The organism is Actinoplanes sp. NPDC020271 (assembly GCF_044388125.1).
Lineage (GTDB): Bacteria > Actinomycetota > Actinomycetes > Mycobacteriales > Micromonosporaceae > Actinoplanes.
In genome coordinates this window covers 109,452-124,545 of record NZ_JBIRWQ010000001.1, presented here as the reverse complement: position 1 = coordinate 124,545, position 15,094 = coordinate 109,452, and the positions used below count along the sequence as shown (strand labels likewise).

Annotated in this window: 13 protein-coding genes; 10 read left to right on the top strand and 3 right to left on the bottom strand. The window is 70.5% G+C overall.

What is annotated here, in order from left to right; all coding sequences use genetic code 11:
* Window positions 1-28: 28 nt before the first annotated feature.
* Window positions 29-1,318 carry a hemolysin family protein gene (locus ACH442_RS00505; protein WP_396121003.1) on the bottom strand — a complete coding sequence of 430 codons (1,290 nt, stop codon included), beginning with the start codon at window positions 1,316-1,318 and terminating at the stop codon, window positions 29-31.
* Between the two features lie 347 nt (window positions 1,319-1,665).
* Between ACH442_RS00505 and ACH442_RS00500 the strand changes: the two genes are divergently transcribed.
* From ACH442_RS00500 to ACH442_RS00460, 9 genes are all read left to right on the top strand, one after another.
* A complete protein-coding gene (locus ACH442_RS00500) occupies window positions 1,666-1,755 on the top strand; it encodes a potassium-transporting ATPase subunit F (RefSeq protein WP_396120403.1) in 90 nt (29 codons plus the stop codon).
* Window positions 1,755-3,401, top strand: a complete 1,647-nt coding sequence (gene kdpA, locus ACH442_RS00495) for a potassium-transporting ATPase subunit KdpA (RefSeq protein ID WP_396120402.1) — start codon at window positions 1,755-1,757, stop codon at window positions 3,399-3,401. Before ACH442_RS00500 ends, kdpA begins: the two co-directional genes overlap by 1 nt.
* Window positions 3,398-5,458 (top strand): potassium-transporting ATPase subunit KdpB, encoded by a 2,061-nt coding sequence (gene kdpB, locus ACH442_RS00490; protein ID WP_396120401.1) that lies wholly within the window; start codon window positions 3,398-3,400, stop codon window positions 5,456-5,458. Before kdpA ends, kdpB begins: the two co-directional genes overlap by 4 nt.
* Before the next feature lie 5 nt (window positions 5,459-5,463).
* Window positions 5,464-6,282 (top strand): potassium-transporting ATPase subunit C, encoded by an 819-nt coding sequence (locus ACH442_RS00485; protein ID WP_396120400.1) that lies wholly within the window; start codon window positions 5,464-5,466, stop codon window positions 6,280-6,282.
* A gap of 2 nt (window positions 6,283-6,284) precedes the next feature.
* Window positions 6,285-8,762, top strand: coding sequence for a DUF4118 domain-containing protein (locus ACH442_RS00480; RefSeq protein WP_396120399.1), 2,478 nt, complete (start codon window positions 6,285-6,287; stop codon window positions 8,760-8,762).
* A gap of 227 nt (window positions 8,763-8,989) precedes the next feature.
* A complete protein-coding gene (locus tag ACH442_RS00475) occupies window positions 8,990-9,661 on the top strand; it encodes a response regulator (protein ID WP_396120398.1) in 672 nt (223 codons plus the stop codon).
* A gap of 74 nt (window positions 9,662-9,735) precedes the next feature.
* A complete protein-coding gene (locus tag ACH442_RS00470) occupies window positions 9,736-11,274 on the top strand; it encodes a methyl-accepting chemotaxis protein (protein WP_396120397.1) in 1,539 nt (512 codons plus the stop codon).
* A gap of 49 nt (window positions 11,275-11,323) precedes the next feature.
* Entirely contained in the window at window positions 11,324-12,439 is a 1,116-nt protein-coding gene (locus ACH442_RS00465) for a WD40/YVTN/BNR-like repeat-containing protein (protein ID WP_396120396.1), read from the top strand.
* Window positions 12,436-12,732, top strand: a complete 297-nt coding sequence (locus ACH442_RS00460; RefSeq protein WP_396120395.1) for a MoaD/ThiS family protein — start codon at window positions 12,436-12,438, stop codon at window positions 12,730-12,732. The genes ACH442_RS00465 and ACH442_RS00460 overlap by 4 nt, the downstream gene beginning before the upstream one ends.
* 132 nt (window positions 12,733-12,864) lie before the next feature.
* Here the strand turns inward: ACH442_RS00460 and ACH442_RS00455 are convergent, their stop codons facing one another.
* Entirely contained in the window at window positions 12,865-13,203 is a 339-nt protein-coding gene (locus tag ACH442_RS00455; RefSeq protein WP_396120394.1) for a hypothetical protein, read from the bottom strand.
* A 278-nt stretch (window positions 13,204-13,481) separates the two neighbouring features.
* Between ACH442_RS00455 and ACH442_RS00450 the strand changes: the two genes are divergently transcribed.
* Complete coding sequence (locus ACH442_RS00450) at window positions 13,482-14,030, top strand: TetR family transcriptional regulator (RefSeq protein WP_396120393.1); 549 nt, start codon at window positions 13,482-13,484, stop codon at window positions 14,028-14,030.
* A 48-nt stretch (window positions 14,031-14,078) separates the two neighbouring features.
* On the opposite strand, the gene ACH442_RS00445 is transcribed toward ACH442_RS00450, so the two are convergent.
* Complete coding sequence (locus ACH442_RS00445; RefSeq protein ID WP_396120392.1) at window positions 14,079-15,086, bottom strand: SDR family NAD(P)-dependent oxidoreductase; 1,008 nt, start codon at window positions 15,084-15,086, stop codon at window positions 14,079-14,081.
* Between the last annotated feature and the right edge of the window lie 8 nt (window positions 15,087-15,094).

Sequence of the window (15,094 nt, the reverse complement as noted above, 5' to 3'; positions counted from 1 at the left end):
CGATCCGGAGATCGGCCAAACGCTGCGGTTACGCGACTGTGGCGGGCTTCTCACTCTCGACCGGCCGCAGCCGCAGCCGGGTGATCGCCCGCCCGGTGACCTCGACGACCTCGGCCGTGTGCCCGTCGATCGCCACGGTCTCGCCCGGCGCGGTCGGGACGTGCCCGAGCCGGGCCAGGACCAGGCCGGCCACGGTGGTGTAGTCGCCCTCGTCCTCCTCCTCGATCTCGACGCCGATGTCCGGCAGGTCGTGGATCGGGAACGTGCCGGGCAGCAGCATCGTGCCGTCGTCCTCGTGGATCACCGACTGCACGTCGCGGTCGGTCTCGTCGTAGATCTCGCCGACGACTTCCTCGACGAGGTCCTCCATCGTGACGATGCCGTCGATCGCGCCGCGCTCGTCGACCACCAGGGCGAGCTGCTGACGCTGGCTGCGCAACTGGCGCAGCGCGTCGGTGATCTTCAGCGTCTCGGGCAGGAAGAGCGGCGTGAACATGTGGTCGATGACGTGCCCGTCGGAGCCGATCAGGTCCCGCAGGTGCACCACGCCGAGCACGTCGTCGAGGCCGAGCGGCCCGGTCACCGGCGCCCGGGACTGACCGCCGTCGACCAGCCGTTGCAGGCCCTCGGCCGACTTCATCACGGCCGGCAGGATCAGCACGTCCCGCCGCGGGACCAGGATCTCCCGCAGGGTCCGGTCGGCGATCTCGAACGCGCCGCTGATGATCGTGCGCTGCTCGGGCGTGAACTCCTGCTGCTGGGCGACCATGTCGCGGATCTCCTCGGTGCTGACCTCCTCGCGGGCCGCGTCCGGGTCGCCGCCGGCCATCCGCACCACCAGGTCGGTGGCCTTGCCGAGCAGCCAGATCACCGGCCGGGAGAGCGTGGACAGCACGTCCAGCGGGCGGGCCACCATCAGCGCCCAGCCCTCGGCGCGCTGCATCGCCACCCGTTTCGGGGCGAGCTCGCCGACGACCAGGGTGAAGAAGGTCAGGATGAACGTGACGACCACGATCGCGGCCGGCTCGGCGGCGGTGCCGAGGAACCCGAGCGGGCCGATCAGCGGCTGCGCGAGGGAGACGGCCGCGGCGGCCGACGCCAGGAAGCCGGCCAGCGTGATGCCGATCTGAATGGTGGCGAGGAACCGATTCGGATCCCGCGCGAGCCGGGCCAGGGTCTGACCGGCCCGGGACTGCCGTTCCAGGCGCTGCAGCTGGCTCTCCCGCAGCGAGATCAGCGCCATCTCACTGCCGGAGAAAGCCGCGTTGAGCAGCACGAGCACCACGACCAGGACAACTTGCCACCCGTATCCGCCCACGGCGGACATCAACTCCCTCGCACGTGTCATCGCCGGCCGCCGAAGCCCGGTGGCCGAATCAGGTCAAGGTACCCAGCGAAGCTGAACGCCACTCTCAGGAACCGTTCTTTTTCCGGCCACCGGAGTGACTGGCGTCTCCGCGGCGTGAACAGCGCGTCAAAAACGGCGGCGGCGCTGTCTGCGCGGTGTGAACAGCCCTGTCGCCGGCGACCACGCCGAGATTGAGTTCCGGCGTACCCGAAAAGACCTCGACTGAGGAGTGGTCCCGTGGCCGATCTCGGCTTCGTCGTGCTGACGGTGGCGCTGTTCGCCGCGCTGACCGTGCTGGTCCGGGCGGTCGAACGCTGATGAGCGCCGTCAACCTCGCCGGCCTGATCACGGCTGTCCTGCTGGCCGCCTTCCTGGTGGCCGCCCTGCTCTTCCCGGAGAAGTTCTGATGTCCGGCTGGATCCTGGTCCTGTCGCTGGTGGTCGCGCTGACCGCCGTCCACCGCCCGTTCGGTGACTACCTGTACCGCGTCGTCGTCCACGAGCGGCACAGCGTGGTGGAGCGCGGCATCTACCGCGCGGTCGGTGTGGACCCCGCGGCCGAGCAGACCTGGGGCGTCTACGCCCGGTCGGTGCTGGCGTTCTCGGCCGTCTCGGTCCTCTTCCTCTACCTGCTGCTGCGCTTGCAGGACAGGCTCTGGCTGTCGCTGGGCATGGACCCGGTGAAGGACCACATCGCCTGGAACACCGCGGTCAGTTTCGTCACCAACACCAACTGGCAGGCCTATGCGGGCGAGTCCACGATGGGTCACCTCGTGCAGATGGCCGGCCTGTCGGTGCAGAACTTCGTCTCGGCGAGCGTCGGCATCGCGGTGGCGGTCGCGCTGCTGCGGGGCTTCGCCGCGCGCAAGGCGACCACGCTGGGCAACTTCTGGGTCGACCTGACCCGGATCACGCTGCGGGTCCTGCTGCCGATCTGTGTGGTGGCCACGCTGCTCTTCATGATCGCCGGAATGGTGCAGAACCTCTCCGGCGGCACCGACGTGACCACGCTGACCGGCGGCACCCAGCACCTGACCGGTGGCCCGGTCGCCTCGCAGGAGGCGATCAAGGAGCTGGGCACGAACGGCGGCGGCTTCTACAACGCGAACTCGGCGCACCCGTTCGAGAACCCGAACGTCTGGACGAACTGGCTGGAGCTGTTCCTGATCCTGGTGATCCCGTTCAGCCTGCCGCGGGTGTTCGGCCGGATGATCGGGCAGACCCGGCAGGGGTACGCGATCGTCGCCGTCATGGCGGTGCTGGCCATCGCGAGCGTCGCGCTGACCGTGGGCTTCGAGATGCACGGGGCGGGCACGGTGCCGCAGGCGGCCGGCGCGGCGATGGAGGGCAAGGAGTCCCGCTTCGGGGTGAGCGGTTCGGCGGTCTACGCGGCCGTCACCACGCTCACGTCGACGGGCGCGGTCAACTCCTCCCACGACTCGTACACGTCCCTGGGCGGCATGATGCCGATGATCGACATGATGCTCGGCGAGGTCGCTCCCGGTGGCGTCGGCTCCGGCCTCTACGGCCTGCTCGTGCTCGCGGTGATCACGGTGTTCGTGGCGGGCCTGATGGTCGGCCGTACCCCGGAATATCTCGGGAAGAAGATCGGCGCGCGGGAGATCAAACTGGCGTCGCTCTACTTCCTCGTCACGCCGGCGCTGGTGCTGGCCGGGACCGCGGCCGCGTTCGCCACCGGCAACAACGCGACGGCGCTGAACGCCGGGCCGCACGGCCTCTCCGAGGTGCTCTACGCCTTCACCAGCGCGGCCAACAACAACGGCTCGGCGTTCGCCGGGATCACCGTCAGCACCGGCTGGTGGGACACCGCGCTGGGGCTGTGCATGCTGCTCGGCCGGTTCCTGCCGCTGATCCTGGTGCTCGCCCTCGCCGGCGCGCTGGCCGGGCAGCAGCCGGTGCCCGAGTCGGAGGGCACGCTCCCGACCCATCAGCCGCTCTTCGTCGGCATGGTCGTCGGTGTGACCGTCGTCCTCGTCGCGCTCACCTTCCTTCCCGCTCTCGCCCTCGGACCCATCGCGGAAGGCCTCTCATGACCGCCGTTCTCGACAACCCCAAGATCAAAAAAACCGAGAAGACGATTCCTTCCGTACGGCGTGACGCCCTCCCCGGCGCGTTCCGGAAACTCGACCCCCGGGTCATGTGGCGTAACCCCGTCATGTTCATCGTCGAGATCGGCGCTGTCTTCACCACCGTCCTGTCGATCGCCGAGCCCAGCCTCTTCGCCTGGCTGATCACCGGCTGGCTGTGGCTGACCGTGCTCTTCGCGAACCTGGCCGAGGCGGTCGCCGAGGGACGGGGCAAGGCCCAGGCCGCCGCGCTGCGCTCGGCCAAGCAGGACACCATGGCGCGCCTGCCGGACGGCCGGGTCGTGCCCGCGCCCGACCTGCAGCTCGGCGACGTCGTGGTGGTCGAGGCGGGCGAGATCATCCCCGGCGACGGTGACGTCGTCGAGGGCATCGCCAGCGTCGACGAGTCGGCGATCACCGGCGAGTCCGCCCCGGTGATCCGCGAGTCCGGCGGCGACCGGTCGGCGGTCACCGGCGGGACGAAGGTGCTCAGCGACCGGATCGTCGTGCGGATCACCCAGCGGCCCGGCGAGAGCTTCGTCGACCGGATGATCGCCCTGGTCGAGGGTGCCGACCGGCAGAAGACCCCGAACGAGATCGCGCTGAACATCCTGCTCGCCGCGCTCACGATCATCTTTCTGCTGGCCGTGGTCACGTTGCAGCCTCTCGCGATCTTCAGCACGGCGTACCAGGCCGCGGCCCCGGACAGCGCGGCGATCAACGCGCACGGCGTGACCGGAATCGTGCTCGTGTCGCTGCTGGTCTGCCTGATCCCGACGACGATCGGGGCGCTGCTCTCCGCGATCGGCATCGCCGGCATGGACCGGCTGGTGCAGCGCAATGTGCTCGCGATGAGTGGACGGGCCGTGGAGGCGGCCGGTGACGTGACCACGCTGCTGCTCGACAAGACCGGCACGATCACGCTCGGCAACCGGCAGGCGGCCGAGTTCGTACCCGTCAATGGGGTTGATCCTCCGGTCCTGGCCGATGCCGCGCAGCTCAGCAGCCTGGCCGACGAGACTCCGGAGGGGCGCTCGATCGTGGTGCTGGCCAAGAACGAGTACGGGCTGCGTGAGCGCGAGCCCGGTCTGGTGTCCGGCGCCACCTGGGTGCCGTTCACCGCGCAGACCCGGATGAGCGGGGTCGATCTGCCCGGCCGCAGCATCCGCAAGGGTGCGGCCGCCTCGGTGATCAAGTGGGCCCGGCAGCGGAGCGCCGAGGTCGACGCGATCGTCGACCGGATCAGCTCCGAGGGCGGCACGCCCCTGGTCGTGGCCGAGAACGATCGGATCCTGGGCGTCATCCACCTCAAGGACGTGGTGAAGTCCGGGATGCGGGCGCGCTTCGACGAGATGCGCCGGATGGGCATCCGGACCGTGATGATCACCGGTGACAACCCGCGCACCGCGGCCGCCATCGCCGCCGAGGCCGGGGTCGACGACTTCCTGGCCGAGGCCACGCCCGAGGACAAACTCGCGCTGATCAGGAAGGAACAGCAGGGCGGACGCCTGGTCGCGATGACCGGCGACGGCACCAACGACGCCCCGGCGCTCGCACAGGCCGACGTCGGCGTGGCGATGAACACCGGCACGTCGGCCGCGAAGGAGGCCGGCAACATGGTCGACCTCGACTCCGACCCGACCAAGCTGATCGAGATCGTGGAGATCGGCAAGCAGCTCCTGATCACCCGCGGCGCGCTGACGACGTTCTCCATCGCCAATGACATCGCCAAGTACTTCGCGATCATCCCGGCCATGTTCGCCGGGGTCTACCCGGGCCTGGACACGCTCAACGTCATGCGGCTGCACTCGCCCGGCTCGGCGATCCTCTCCGCGGTGGTCTTCAACGCGATCGTGATCGTCCTCCTGATCCCGCTCGCCCTGCGCGGCGTCCGCTACCGGCCGTCCTCAGCCGGGGCGCTGCTGCGGCGCAACCTGCTGATCTACGGCGTCGGCGGGGTCGTCGCGCCGTTCCTCGGCATCAAGCTCATCGACCTGCTCGTCCAGCTCATCCCCGGGATCTGATCCAGATGCGTCTACCTGCCTGGCTCGCACACCATGTCGCGGCGCTGCGTGCGCTGCTCGTCCTGACCGTCATCCTGGGGCTGGCCTATCCGCTGCTCTTCGTCGGCGTCGGCAAGCTTCCCGGAATGTCCGGCCGGGCCGGCGGCTCGCTGGTCACCGTCGGCAACCAGACCGTCGGCAGCGGCCTGATCGGCCAGTCCTTCACCGACGCCGACGGGAACCCCGTCCCGGAGTACTTCCAGAGCCGGCCCTCCGCCGGCTCCCACGATCCGACCGCGACCGGTGCCGGCAACCTCGGGCCGGAGGACGTGGTCGACACCCCGGACCGGCCGAGTCTGCTGACCCAGGTCTGTGCGCGCAGCCTGGCGATCGGGAAGGCGGAGGGCGTGGACGGCCGCCGCCCCTACTGCACGGGTGACGGCGTCGGTGCGGTGCTCGCGGTGTTCTACCGGGACGGGTTCACCGGACCGGTCACCCGGGTCGTCTCGGTCAACCAGGCCGGGGCGCCGTTCATCAGCTCCTATGAGGGTGTAGCAGTGGAATCGGCCGAGATCGGGGAGGACTACCGGGCGCTCGGCGGGGTGATCACGCCGATCCGGGGTGACGCGCCGGCACATCCGGTGGTGCCGGCGGACGCGGTCACGGCCAGTGGGTCCGGGCTCGATCCCGAGATCTCCGGACGATACGCGGAGTTGCAGGCGGCCCGGGTCGCGCGCGAGCGCGGCGTCACACTGGACCACGTGCGGGAGCTGATCAAGGGGAACACCGAGCACGGCGTGGTCAACGTGCTGAGGCTGAACATCGCGCTGGACAACGGGAACTGATCATGGCGCGCGGTGAACTGCGGATCTACCTGGGCGCGGCGCCCGGCGTCGGCAAGACCTACGCGATGCTGGAGGAAGCGCACCGCCGGGCCGGCCGCGGCGCGGACGTCGTCGTCGCCCTGGTCGAGACGCACAGCCGCAAGCACACCGCCGCGATGATCGGCGACCTGGAGGTGTTGCCACGCCGCGACCTGGTGTATCGCGGCGTGGCCTTCACCGAGATGGACCTCGCGTCCGTCCTCGCCCGTCGTCCCGAGATCGCGGTGGTCGACGAACTGGCTCACACCAACGTGCCCGGCACCGCGCACGCCAAACGCTGGCAGGACGTCCAGGAGCTGCTCGACGCCGGGATCAGCGTGCTGACCACGGTGAACGTGCAGCACCTGGAGTCGCTTAACGACGTGGTCGCCCGGATCACCGGGGTCGAGCAGCGGGAGACCGTGCCCGACGCCGTGGTCCGCGCGGCCGAGCAGGTCGAGCTCGTCGACATGACCCCCGAGGCGCTGCGCCGGCGGATGGCGCACGGCAACATCTACCAGCCCGAGAAGATCGACGCGGCGCTGGGCAACTACTTCCGTACCGGCAATCTCACCGCCCTGCGGGAACTGGCCCTGCTCTGGCTCGCCGACAAGGTCGAGGACCAGCTCGACCGCTACCGCGCCGACCACGACATCGACGCCACCTGGGAGACCCGGGAACGGGTCGTGGTGGCGGTGGCCGGCGGGCCGGAGGGCGACACGCTGATCCGGCGCGCGGCCCGGATCGCCGCCCGGACCAAGGGCGCCGACCTGATGGCCGTGCACGTGACCCGCAACGACGGGCTGGCCGGGGCCGACCCGGCCGTGCTGGCCCGGCAGCGGGTGCTCGTGGAGAGCCTCGGCGGGACGTATCACCAGGCCACCGGCGCGGACGTGTCCCGGGCGCTGCTGGCCTTCGCCCGCGGCGTCAACGCGACCCAGATCGTGCTCGGCGCGTCCAGCCGCGGGCGGTTCGCGCAGTTGCTCACCGCCGGGGTGGGCATGACGACCACCGCGCTCTCCGGCTCGATCGACGTGCACCTGGTCACCCACGAGCGGGCCGGCCGGGGCCGCCGCCGGGAACGGATGCCGGCCGCGCTGTCCCGGGGCCGCCGGATCGCCGGTTTCCTGACCGCGCTGCTCGGCCTGCCGCTGCTCACCGCGGTGCTCGCCGCCGTGCCGGACCCGCCGCTGGTCAACGACATCCTGCTGTTCCTGGCCGGGGTGGTCGGCGTCGCCCTGGTCGGCGGCCTGTGGCCGGCGCTGCTCGCCGCGGTCGCCGGATCGCTGCTGCTCAACTGGTACTTCACGCCGCCCTACCACCGCTTCACCATCGCCGAGGGGCAGAACCTGCTGGCCTTGTCGATCTTCGTGGTGGTCGCGGTCGCGGTGAGCTGGGTGGTCGACACCGCGGCCCGCAAGACCCGGCAGGCCGCGCAGGCCGCCGCCGAGGCGCAGACCCTGGCCGCGGTCGCCGGGGGAGTGCTGCGCGGGCAGCGGCCGCTGGTCGCGCTTCTCGACCGGCTGCGCGAGACGTTCGCCCTGCAGTCCGTGGCGCTGCTCGAGAACGGGACCGTGGTGGCCGGAGTCGGGGCGCCGGTCTGCGCGGACCGGTCCGCGGCCGACGTGGCGGTCACCGCCGACGACAGCCTGCTGATGCTGCTCAAGGGCCACACCCTGGAGGCGTCCGACCGGCGGATCGTCGAGGCGTTCGCCGCGCAGGCCGCGGTCGCGCTGCGCCAGGAACGGCTCGCCGCCGAGGCGGCCACGGCCAAGCCGCTCGCCGAGGCGAACAAGCTGCGGACCGCTCTGCTCGCCGCCGTCAGCCACGACCTGCGTACGCCGCTCGCCAGCGCCAAAGCGTCCGTCGCCGGGCTCCGCAGCACCGAGGTGGAGTTCGACGAGGAGGACCGGGAAGAGCTCCTCGCGACCGTCGACGAGTCACTGGACCGGCTCGACCGGCTCGTGGCGAACCTGCTCGACATGAGCCGGCTGCAGTCCGGGGCGCTGGGCGTGACGCGGATCGCGGTGGGGGCGGAGGAGGTCGTACCGCGGGCGCTGGATGATCTCGGCCCGGAGGGCCGTGTGATCGCGATGCGTGTTCCGGACGATCTCCCGCTCCTGGACACCGACCCCGGGCTGCTGGAACGTGTCCTGGTGAACGTGATCGCGAACGCGCTGCGCTACAGTCCGCCGGACCGGCCGCCGATGGTCACCGGCAGCAGCCACGGCGACACGATCGAGCTGCGGATCATCGACCACGGCCCCGGGATCCCCGAGGACCGGTGGGACGATGTGTTCCTGCCGTTCCAGCGCCTCGGCGACCGGGACACCCACAACGGCGTCGGCCTGGGCCTGGCCCTCTCCCGCGGGCTGGCCGAGGCGATGGGCGGCACGCTCACCCCCGAAGAGACCCCCGGAGGCGGACTTACCATGATCCTCGCGCTGCCCGCTGCCTCATGAGTGAGCTTGCGAGCGAATCGTCGGGCTCAGTCGGGAACTCGTGGCGACGCCGGAGCGCAGCGGAGGTGGCGGCATGAGTGAGCTTGCGAGCGAATCGTCGGGCTCAGTGGGGACTTCGTGGCGACGCCGGAGCGCAGCGGAGGTGGCGGCATGAGTGAGCTTGCGAGCGAATCGTCGGGCTCAGTGGGGACTTCATGGCGACGCCGGAGCGCAGCGGAGGTGGCGGCATGAACGCGAAGATCCTCGTTGTCGATGACGAACCGCAGATCGTCCGGGCGCTCCGGATCAACCTCAAGGCCCGGGGGTACGAGGTGGAGACCGCCCGTGACGGCGCCTCCGCCCTGCACGTCGCCGCGCACCTCCACCCCGACCTGGTCGTGCTCGATCTGGGCCTGCCCGACATGGAGGGCGCCGAGGTGATCGCCGGCCTGCGCGGCTGGACCACCGTGCCGATCATCGTGCTCTCCGGGCGGGCCGGCAGCGCCGACAAGGTCGAGGCGCTCGACGCCGGCGCCGACGACTACGTGACCAAGCCGTTCGGCCTCGACGAACTGCTGGCCCGGATCCGCGCGGTGACCCGGCGGGTGCAGCCGCCCGAGTCCGAATCACCGGTGGTCAAGATCGGTGATCACGCCGTTGACCTGGCCACCCGCTCGATCAGCGGCGACATGAAGCTCACCCCGACCGAGTGGCAGTTGTTGGAGCACCTGGTCCGGCACCCCGGCAAGCTGATCACCCAGCGTGAGCTGCTGCACGACGTGTGGGGCCCGCAGTACCAGACCGAGACGAACTACCTGAGGCAGTACATGGCCCGGTTGCGCCGCAAGCTGGAGGAGGATCCGGCCCGGCCGCGCCATCTGCTCACCGAGCCCGGAATGGGATATCGCTTCCGGCCCTGAACTTTCCGCTACATCTCTTCGCGGACGGGCCGATTGTTCAGGTGACGGGTCCGGTCCGGCAGAGGGGTGGCAGCGTGCGGTTGTTCGGTTCCCGGGAGGCCGGCGCGGTCGCGATCCGGCCTATTCCGCGTGACGTGGAGGCGCTGGAGGAGTTGGTGCTGGCGCTCGACACGGCGGTGGACGAGTCCAACGCCTGGCGTATCACGGTGGCCAGCACGGTGGAGTCGTACGGCTTCGGTTACGGCGCGGTCTGGGTGCCGTACGGACGTGAGCTGAAGCTGGTGCACGAGACCGGGCGGCTGATTCCGCAGATCAAGGCGGTGACGCCCGGTCCGGCCCTGCCGGCCGACGCGGGGCTGATCGGCAAGGCGTACCGGAACCGGCAGCTGACCCACGCCGAGTCGATGGCCGAGTGCACCGACTGCCGGCGATGCCAGGCGGCGCTGAGCGCCGGCATGGTCGCCGGTCTCGTGCTTCCGGTGACCAAGGGCAACGACGTGGTGGGTGTGCTGGAGTACTACTCGCCGACGCCGCTCTACCTGGATGCCGCCCGCAAGGAGAAGTTCGCCACGATCGCCCGGATCGCCGAGCGGGCTCGCAGCGGGGCGGTCGCCGCGGCCGAACTGCGGCAGGTGGCCGACGACCGGATGGCGGTCACCACCGTCGTCTCCAAGGTGGGCGCAGCCCAGGACTCGCAGGGAGCGCTCCGCGCGGCCTTGGACGCGGTGCGGTCGTCGTTCCACTGGGCCTACGGGTCGTACTGGGAGGTCGACCCGGTCGAGAACGTGCTGAAGTTCCAGGTGGAGTCCGGCTCGGCCGGCGACGAGTTCCGCAAGGTCACGCTGGCCGCCACCTTCGCCGAGGGGGTCGGCCTCTCCGGGCGTGCCTGGCGAGCCCGTGACCTCGTGTTCGTCCGCGACCTGTCCGAGCTGACCGACTGTGTCCGGGCGCCCGCGGCCGGCCGGGCCGGGGTGCGCTCCGGTGTCTGCTTCCCGATCATGAGTCACGATCAGATCGTCGGCACGATGGACTTCTTCACCACCGAGTACATCGATCTCTCCGAGTCGCGCGCGGCCGCGCTGCGTAACGTGCAACAGCTGGTCAGCCAGCGGCTCGACGTGTTGCGGGCCGGGGAGCGCTCGGCCGCCAACGCGCGGGCGCTGCTGGACACCGTCGAACGGCTGCGCAACGCCAGCGGCGATGCCACCGCGGTCGCCGAGCAGGCCGTCACGCGCGCGTCCGCGATGACCGCCGAGGTGGCCGCGCTCGGTCAGGCGTCCACCGCGATCGGCGACGTCATCAAGATCATCGAGTCGATCGCCGAGCAGACCAACCTGCTCGCGCTCAACGCCACCATCGAGGCGGCCCGGGCCGGGGAGGCCGGCAAGGGTTTCGCGGTGGTCGCCGGCGAGGTCAAGGACCTGGCCCGGGAGACCGCCGAGGCAACCCAGAAGGTGGCCCAGCAGATCGCCGGGATCCAGGCCAGCGCCGAGACCGTCGCGTCCGGCATCCACACCACCAGCGAGACGATCGGCAAGATGGACGCCGTCCAGGTCCGGATGAACGAGGTCCTCGCTGAACAGGCGGAAATGGCGCGCGCCCTGGAGGGTTGATGCCGTCGGGGGACCGCATAGTTTCCGGCGGTCCGGCAGTCTGAGGTGTATGACTGGTGTTCGAGTACTGGTAGGCACACGCAAGGGCGCGTTCATCATCACCTCGGACGGGACGCGCAAGGACTGGACGATCGACGGGCCGCACTTCGCCGGCTGGGAGATCTACCACCTCAACGGTTCCCCGGTCGAACCGGATCGGCTCTGGGCGTCCCAGACGTCCGGCTGGTTCGGCCAGATCATGCAACGCTCCGACGACGGCGGGAAGAACTGGCAGGCGGTCGGCAACGACTTCACCTACACCGCCCCGGTCGGCGACCACCTCTGGTACGACGGAACCCCCCGCCCCTGGGAGTTCAAGCGCATCTGGCACCTCGAACCGTCGCGCACCGACCCGGACACGATCTGGGCCGGCGCCGAGGACGCGGCGCTCTACAAATCCACCGACGGTGGCCAGAAATGGGCGGAACTGACCGCGTTGCGGCAGCACCCGACCGGCCCCGGGTGGCAGCCCGGCGCGGGCGGGATGTGCCTGCACACGATCCTGCTGCACCCCACCGACCCGGAACGCATGTACGTGGCGATCTCCGCGGCCGGCGCGTTCCGCACCGACGACGGGGGCGCCACCTGGCTGCCGATCAACGCCGGCCTGCGCTCCGACGGCCTGCCCGACGAGGACGCCGAAGTGGGGCACTGCGTGCACCGGCTCGCCATGCACCCGTCCCGGCCGGACACGCTGTTCATGCAGAAACACTGGGATGTGATGCGGACCGACGACGCCGGCGGGCGCTGGCGCGAGGTCAGCGGCAACCTGCCGACCGACTTCGGCTTCCCGATCGCGGTGCACGCGCACGAACCGGAGACCATCTACGTCGTCCCGATCACCAGCGACTCCCTGCACTACGTGATGGACGGCAAACTGCGCGTCTACCGCTCCCGCAGCGGCGGCGAGGAGTGGGAACCGCTCACCGCCGGTCTGCCGCAGTCGCACTGCTACGTCAACGTGCTCCGGGACGCCATGGCCGTCGACACCCTCGACGAGTGCGGCCTCTACTTCGGCACCAGCGGCGGCCAGGTCTACGCGTCGGCCGACAGCGGCGACAGCTGGACCGCGATCGCCCGCGACCTGCCGGCCGTGCTGTCGGTGGAAGTCCAGGTGCTGCCGTGATCCGGGTCGTCCTCCCGGTCCACCTGCGGACGCTCGCCCGCAGCGGCAAGGAGGTGCACGTCGACGTCTCCGGGCCGGTCACCCAGCGGACCGTCCTCGACGCGGTCGAGCGTGACTACCCGATGCTGACCGGGACCATCCGGGACCGGCAGACCGGGCAGCGGCGGCCGCTCGTGCGGTTCTTCGCCTGCGAGGAGGACCTGTCCAACGATCCGCCGGACACTCCGCTGCCGGACCGGGTGGTGCGCGGCGAGGAGCCCTTCATGGTGGTAGGTGCCATGGCCGGGGGCTGAGTCCGATTGCCTCCGCTCCGCTCCGGCGGCATTTCGCCCCGTCACGTCGATGACGAGAGCGCGAGAACGGCCATGCTTCGCTTGCCGTTGTCCGCACTCTCGTCGTCGACGGGCGAAATGCGGTGGTCGGGGCTACTTCTTCGGTGGCTTGACCGGGATCGTGCGCGGGCCGTTCACGCCGTTGACGTTGATCACCTGTGGCAGGTTGCCGAAGTCGAACGGCCAGACCCCGTGGGTCCACGTACCGGCACGGACCCGGCCGTTGTTGACGATCAGCACCGAGCTGTCGCGGTTCACGCGCCAGTTCGCGCAGTTCTGATGCGTCCAGAGCCCGGTCTGCGCGCCGATCCGGTTGAACGCGTCGCATGCGGCCCGGACATCCGGGTCGTCCTTCGGGGCGGCCTGCGCCGGCCCGGCGGCCATCGCGAGAGCGGCAAGGATTCCGCCGCTCACGGCCGCGAGTCTGGTCACGGTTCGCATTTTTCGAACCCCCTTCTCCCGTACGTCTTTTGCACCCAGCTGACCACGAGAAACGTGGCCGCCTCCCGGGATTGGGGAAAGCGGCCGCGAGGGTGTTCAGCGCAGCGCCGGTTTCTTCTGCTCGTCGGAATCGACGATCAGCACGAATATCCGGCGACCCCCCGTGGAATGCCTGAACGCCGAGAGAGCCGAGGAGGTCTCGATCTGCAGGCCTCCTGTGCGCTATGAGCAGGAATCCGGCCTGTCTTTCGGCGGCATACGATCGGGGCATGGTGAGGCGTACGGGCGCGGCGACCCGTGAGGAGATCCGCTCGGCGGCGACCCGGCTGTTCCGCGAGCGGGGTTACTCGCGCACCTCGGTCCGTGACATCGCAGCCCTGGCCGAGATCAACCCGGCCCTGGTGATCCGGCACTTCGGCAGCAAGGAACTGCTCTTCCTGGACACCATGCAGCTCACCATCGACGACGAACCGCTGCTCGACGTGCCTCCGGCCGAGTTCGGCGAACGTTTCGTCGCCCGGCTGCTCGCCGACGACGACATCCGCGGCGTCTACCTGGCGCTGGTCCGCGGCTCCGGCGAACCGCAGATCAAGGAACGTCTCCAGGCCATTCACGAGCACACGTTCGTCGGCCCGCTCCGCTCCCGCCTGACCGGGCCGGACGCGGATCTCCGCGCCCGCCTGGCCGCCGCGGTGGTGGGCGGCCTGCTCTACGCCCTGTGGGTCGTCGGCGACTCGCAGCTGGTCGCCGCCGACCCCGCCGACCTGGTGACCCGCTACGGCGCCCTCCTCCAGCAGCTGATCACCCCGACCTCGTAACCCGCCCGCAGCCCCCGCCCGGGCCGATGGCTGCCAACCAGGGAGTGGTCACTGGACGGACCAGCCGCCGTCGGAGGGAAGGATGACGCCGTTGAGGTTGACGCCGTCGTCGCTGAGCAGGAACGTGATCGACGCGGCCAGGTGCTCGGCCGCCGCCACACCCGGGATGAGCTGCAGGAACGGGCCGGTCTTGCCCAGGCCGTAGGGGGACTGGTTCGTCGGCCGCATACCCGTGGCGACTCCACCGGGGGCGACGGCGTTCACCCGGATGCCTTCACCGCCGTACATGAAAGCGGTGTTCTTCGTGATTCCCAGAACAGCGTGTTTGGAGGCGGTGTAGGCGACCCCGGCCGCGTTGCCGCGCAGTGCCGCTTCGGAGGCGACGTTGACGATGGCGCCGCGGCGGGCGTTGAGCATCACGGGGACGACGGCGCGGGTCAGTTTGAAGACGCCGTCGACGTTGACCGCGAAGACCCGCTGCCAGATCTGGTCGGTGGTCTCGTGGACGGGGGTGAAGTCGTCCATGACGCCGGCGACGTTGGCGAGTCCGTCGATCCGGTCGCCGGCCGCGGTGACGATGTCGGCGATCCCGGTGTCGCGGGTGATGTCGGCGGTGACGGGGACGACCGCGTCGCCGAGTTCGTCGGCGAGGGTGGTGAGGCCGTCGGCGGTGATGTCGACGGCGACGACGCGGCCGCCTTCGCGGACGATGCGGGAGGCGGTGGCGCGGCCGATGCCGGAGGCGGCGCCGGTGACGATCACGGTCTTGCCGTCGAAGCGGCCCGCGGTGATCTGTTCGCGCCAGGCGCCGGAGTCGGTCTCCTCGGCCGGGGCGACACCGTCGTTGACCTGCAGTACCAGGGCGTCGACGGCGGCCTGCGGGACCCGGCCCGGGCTGAGCGCGACGAGTTGCTGCAGCGGGAGCCCGCGGACCGGGGCGAGCTGGGTCTCGTCGAACGCGCCGCCCTGGCCGAGCAGGGTGCGCAGCGCGGGGCCGCCTTCGGGGTGGGTCAGCCAGTCGCCGATGGTGCTCGCGGCGGTGAGGGTGTTCGCCATGGTTCGTT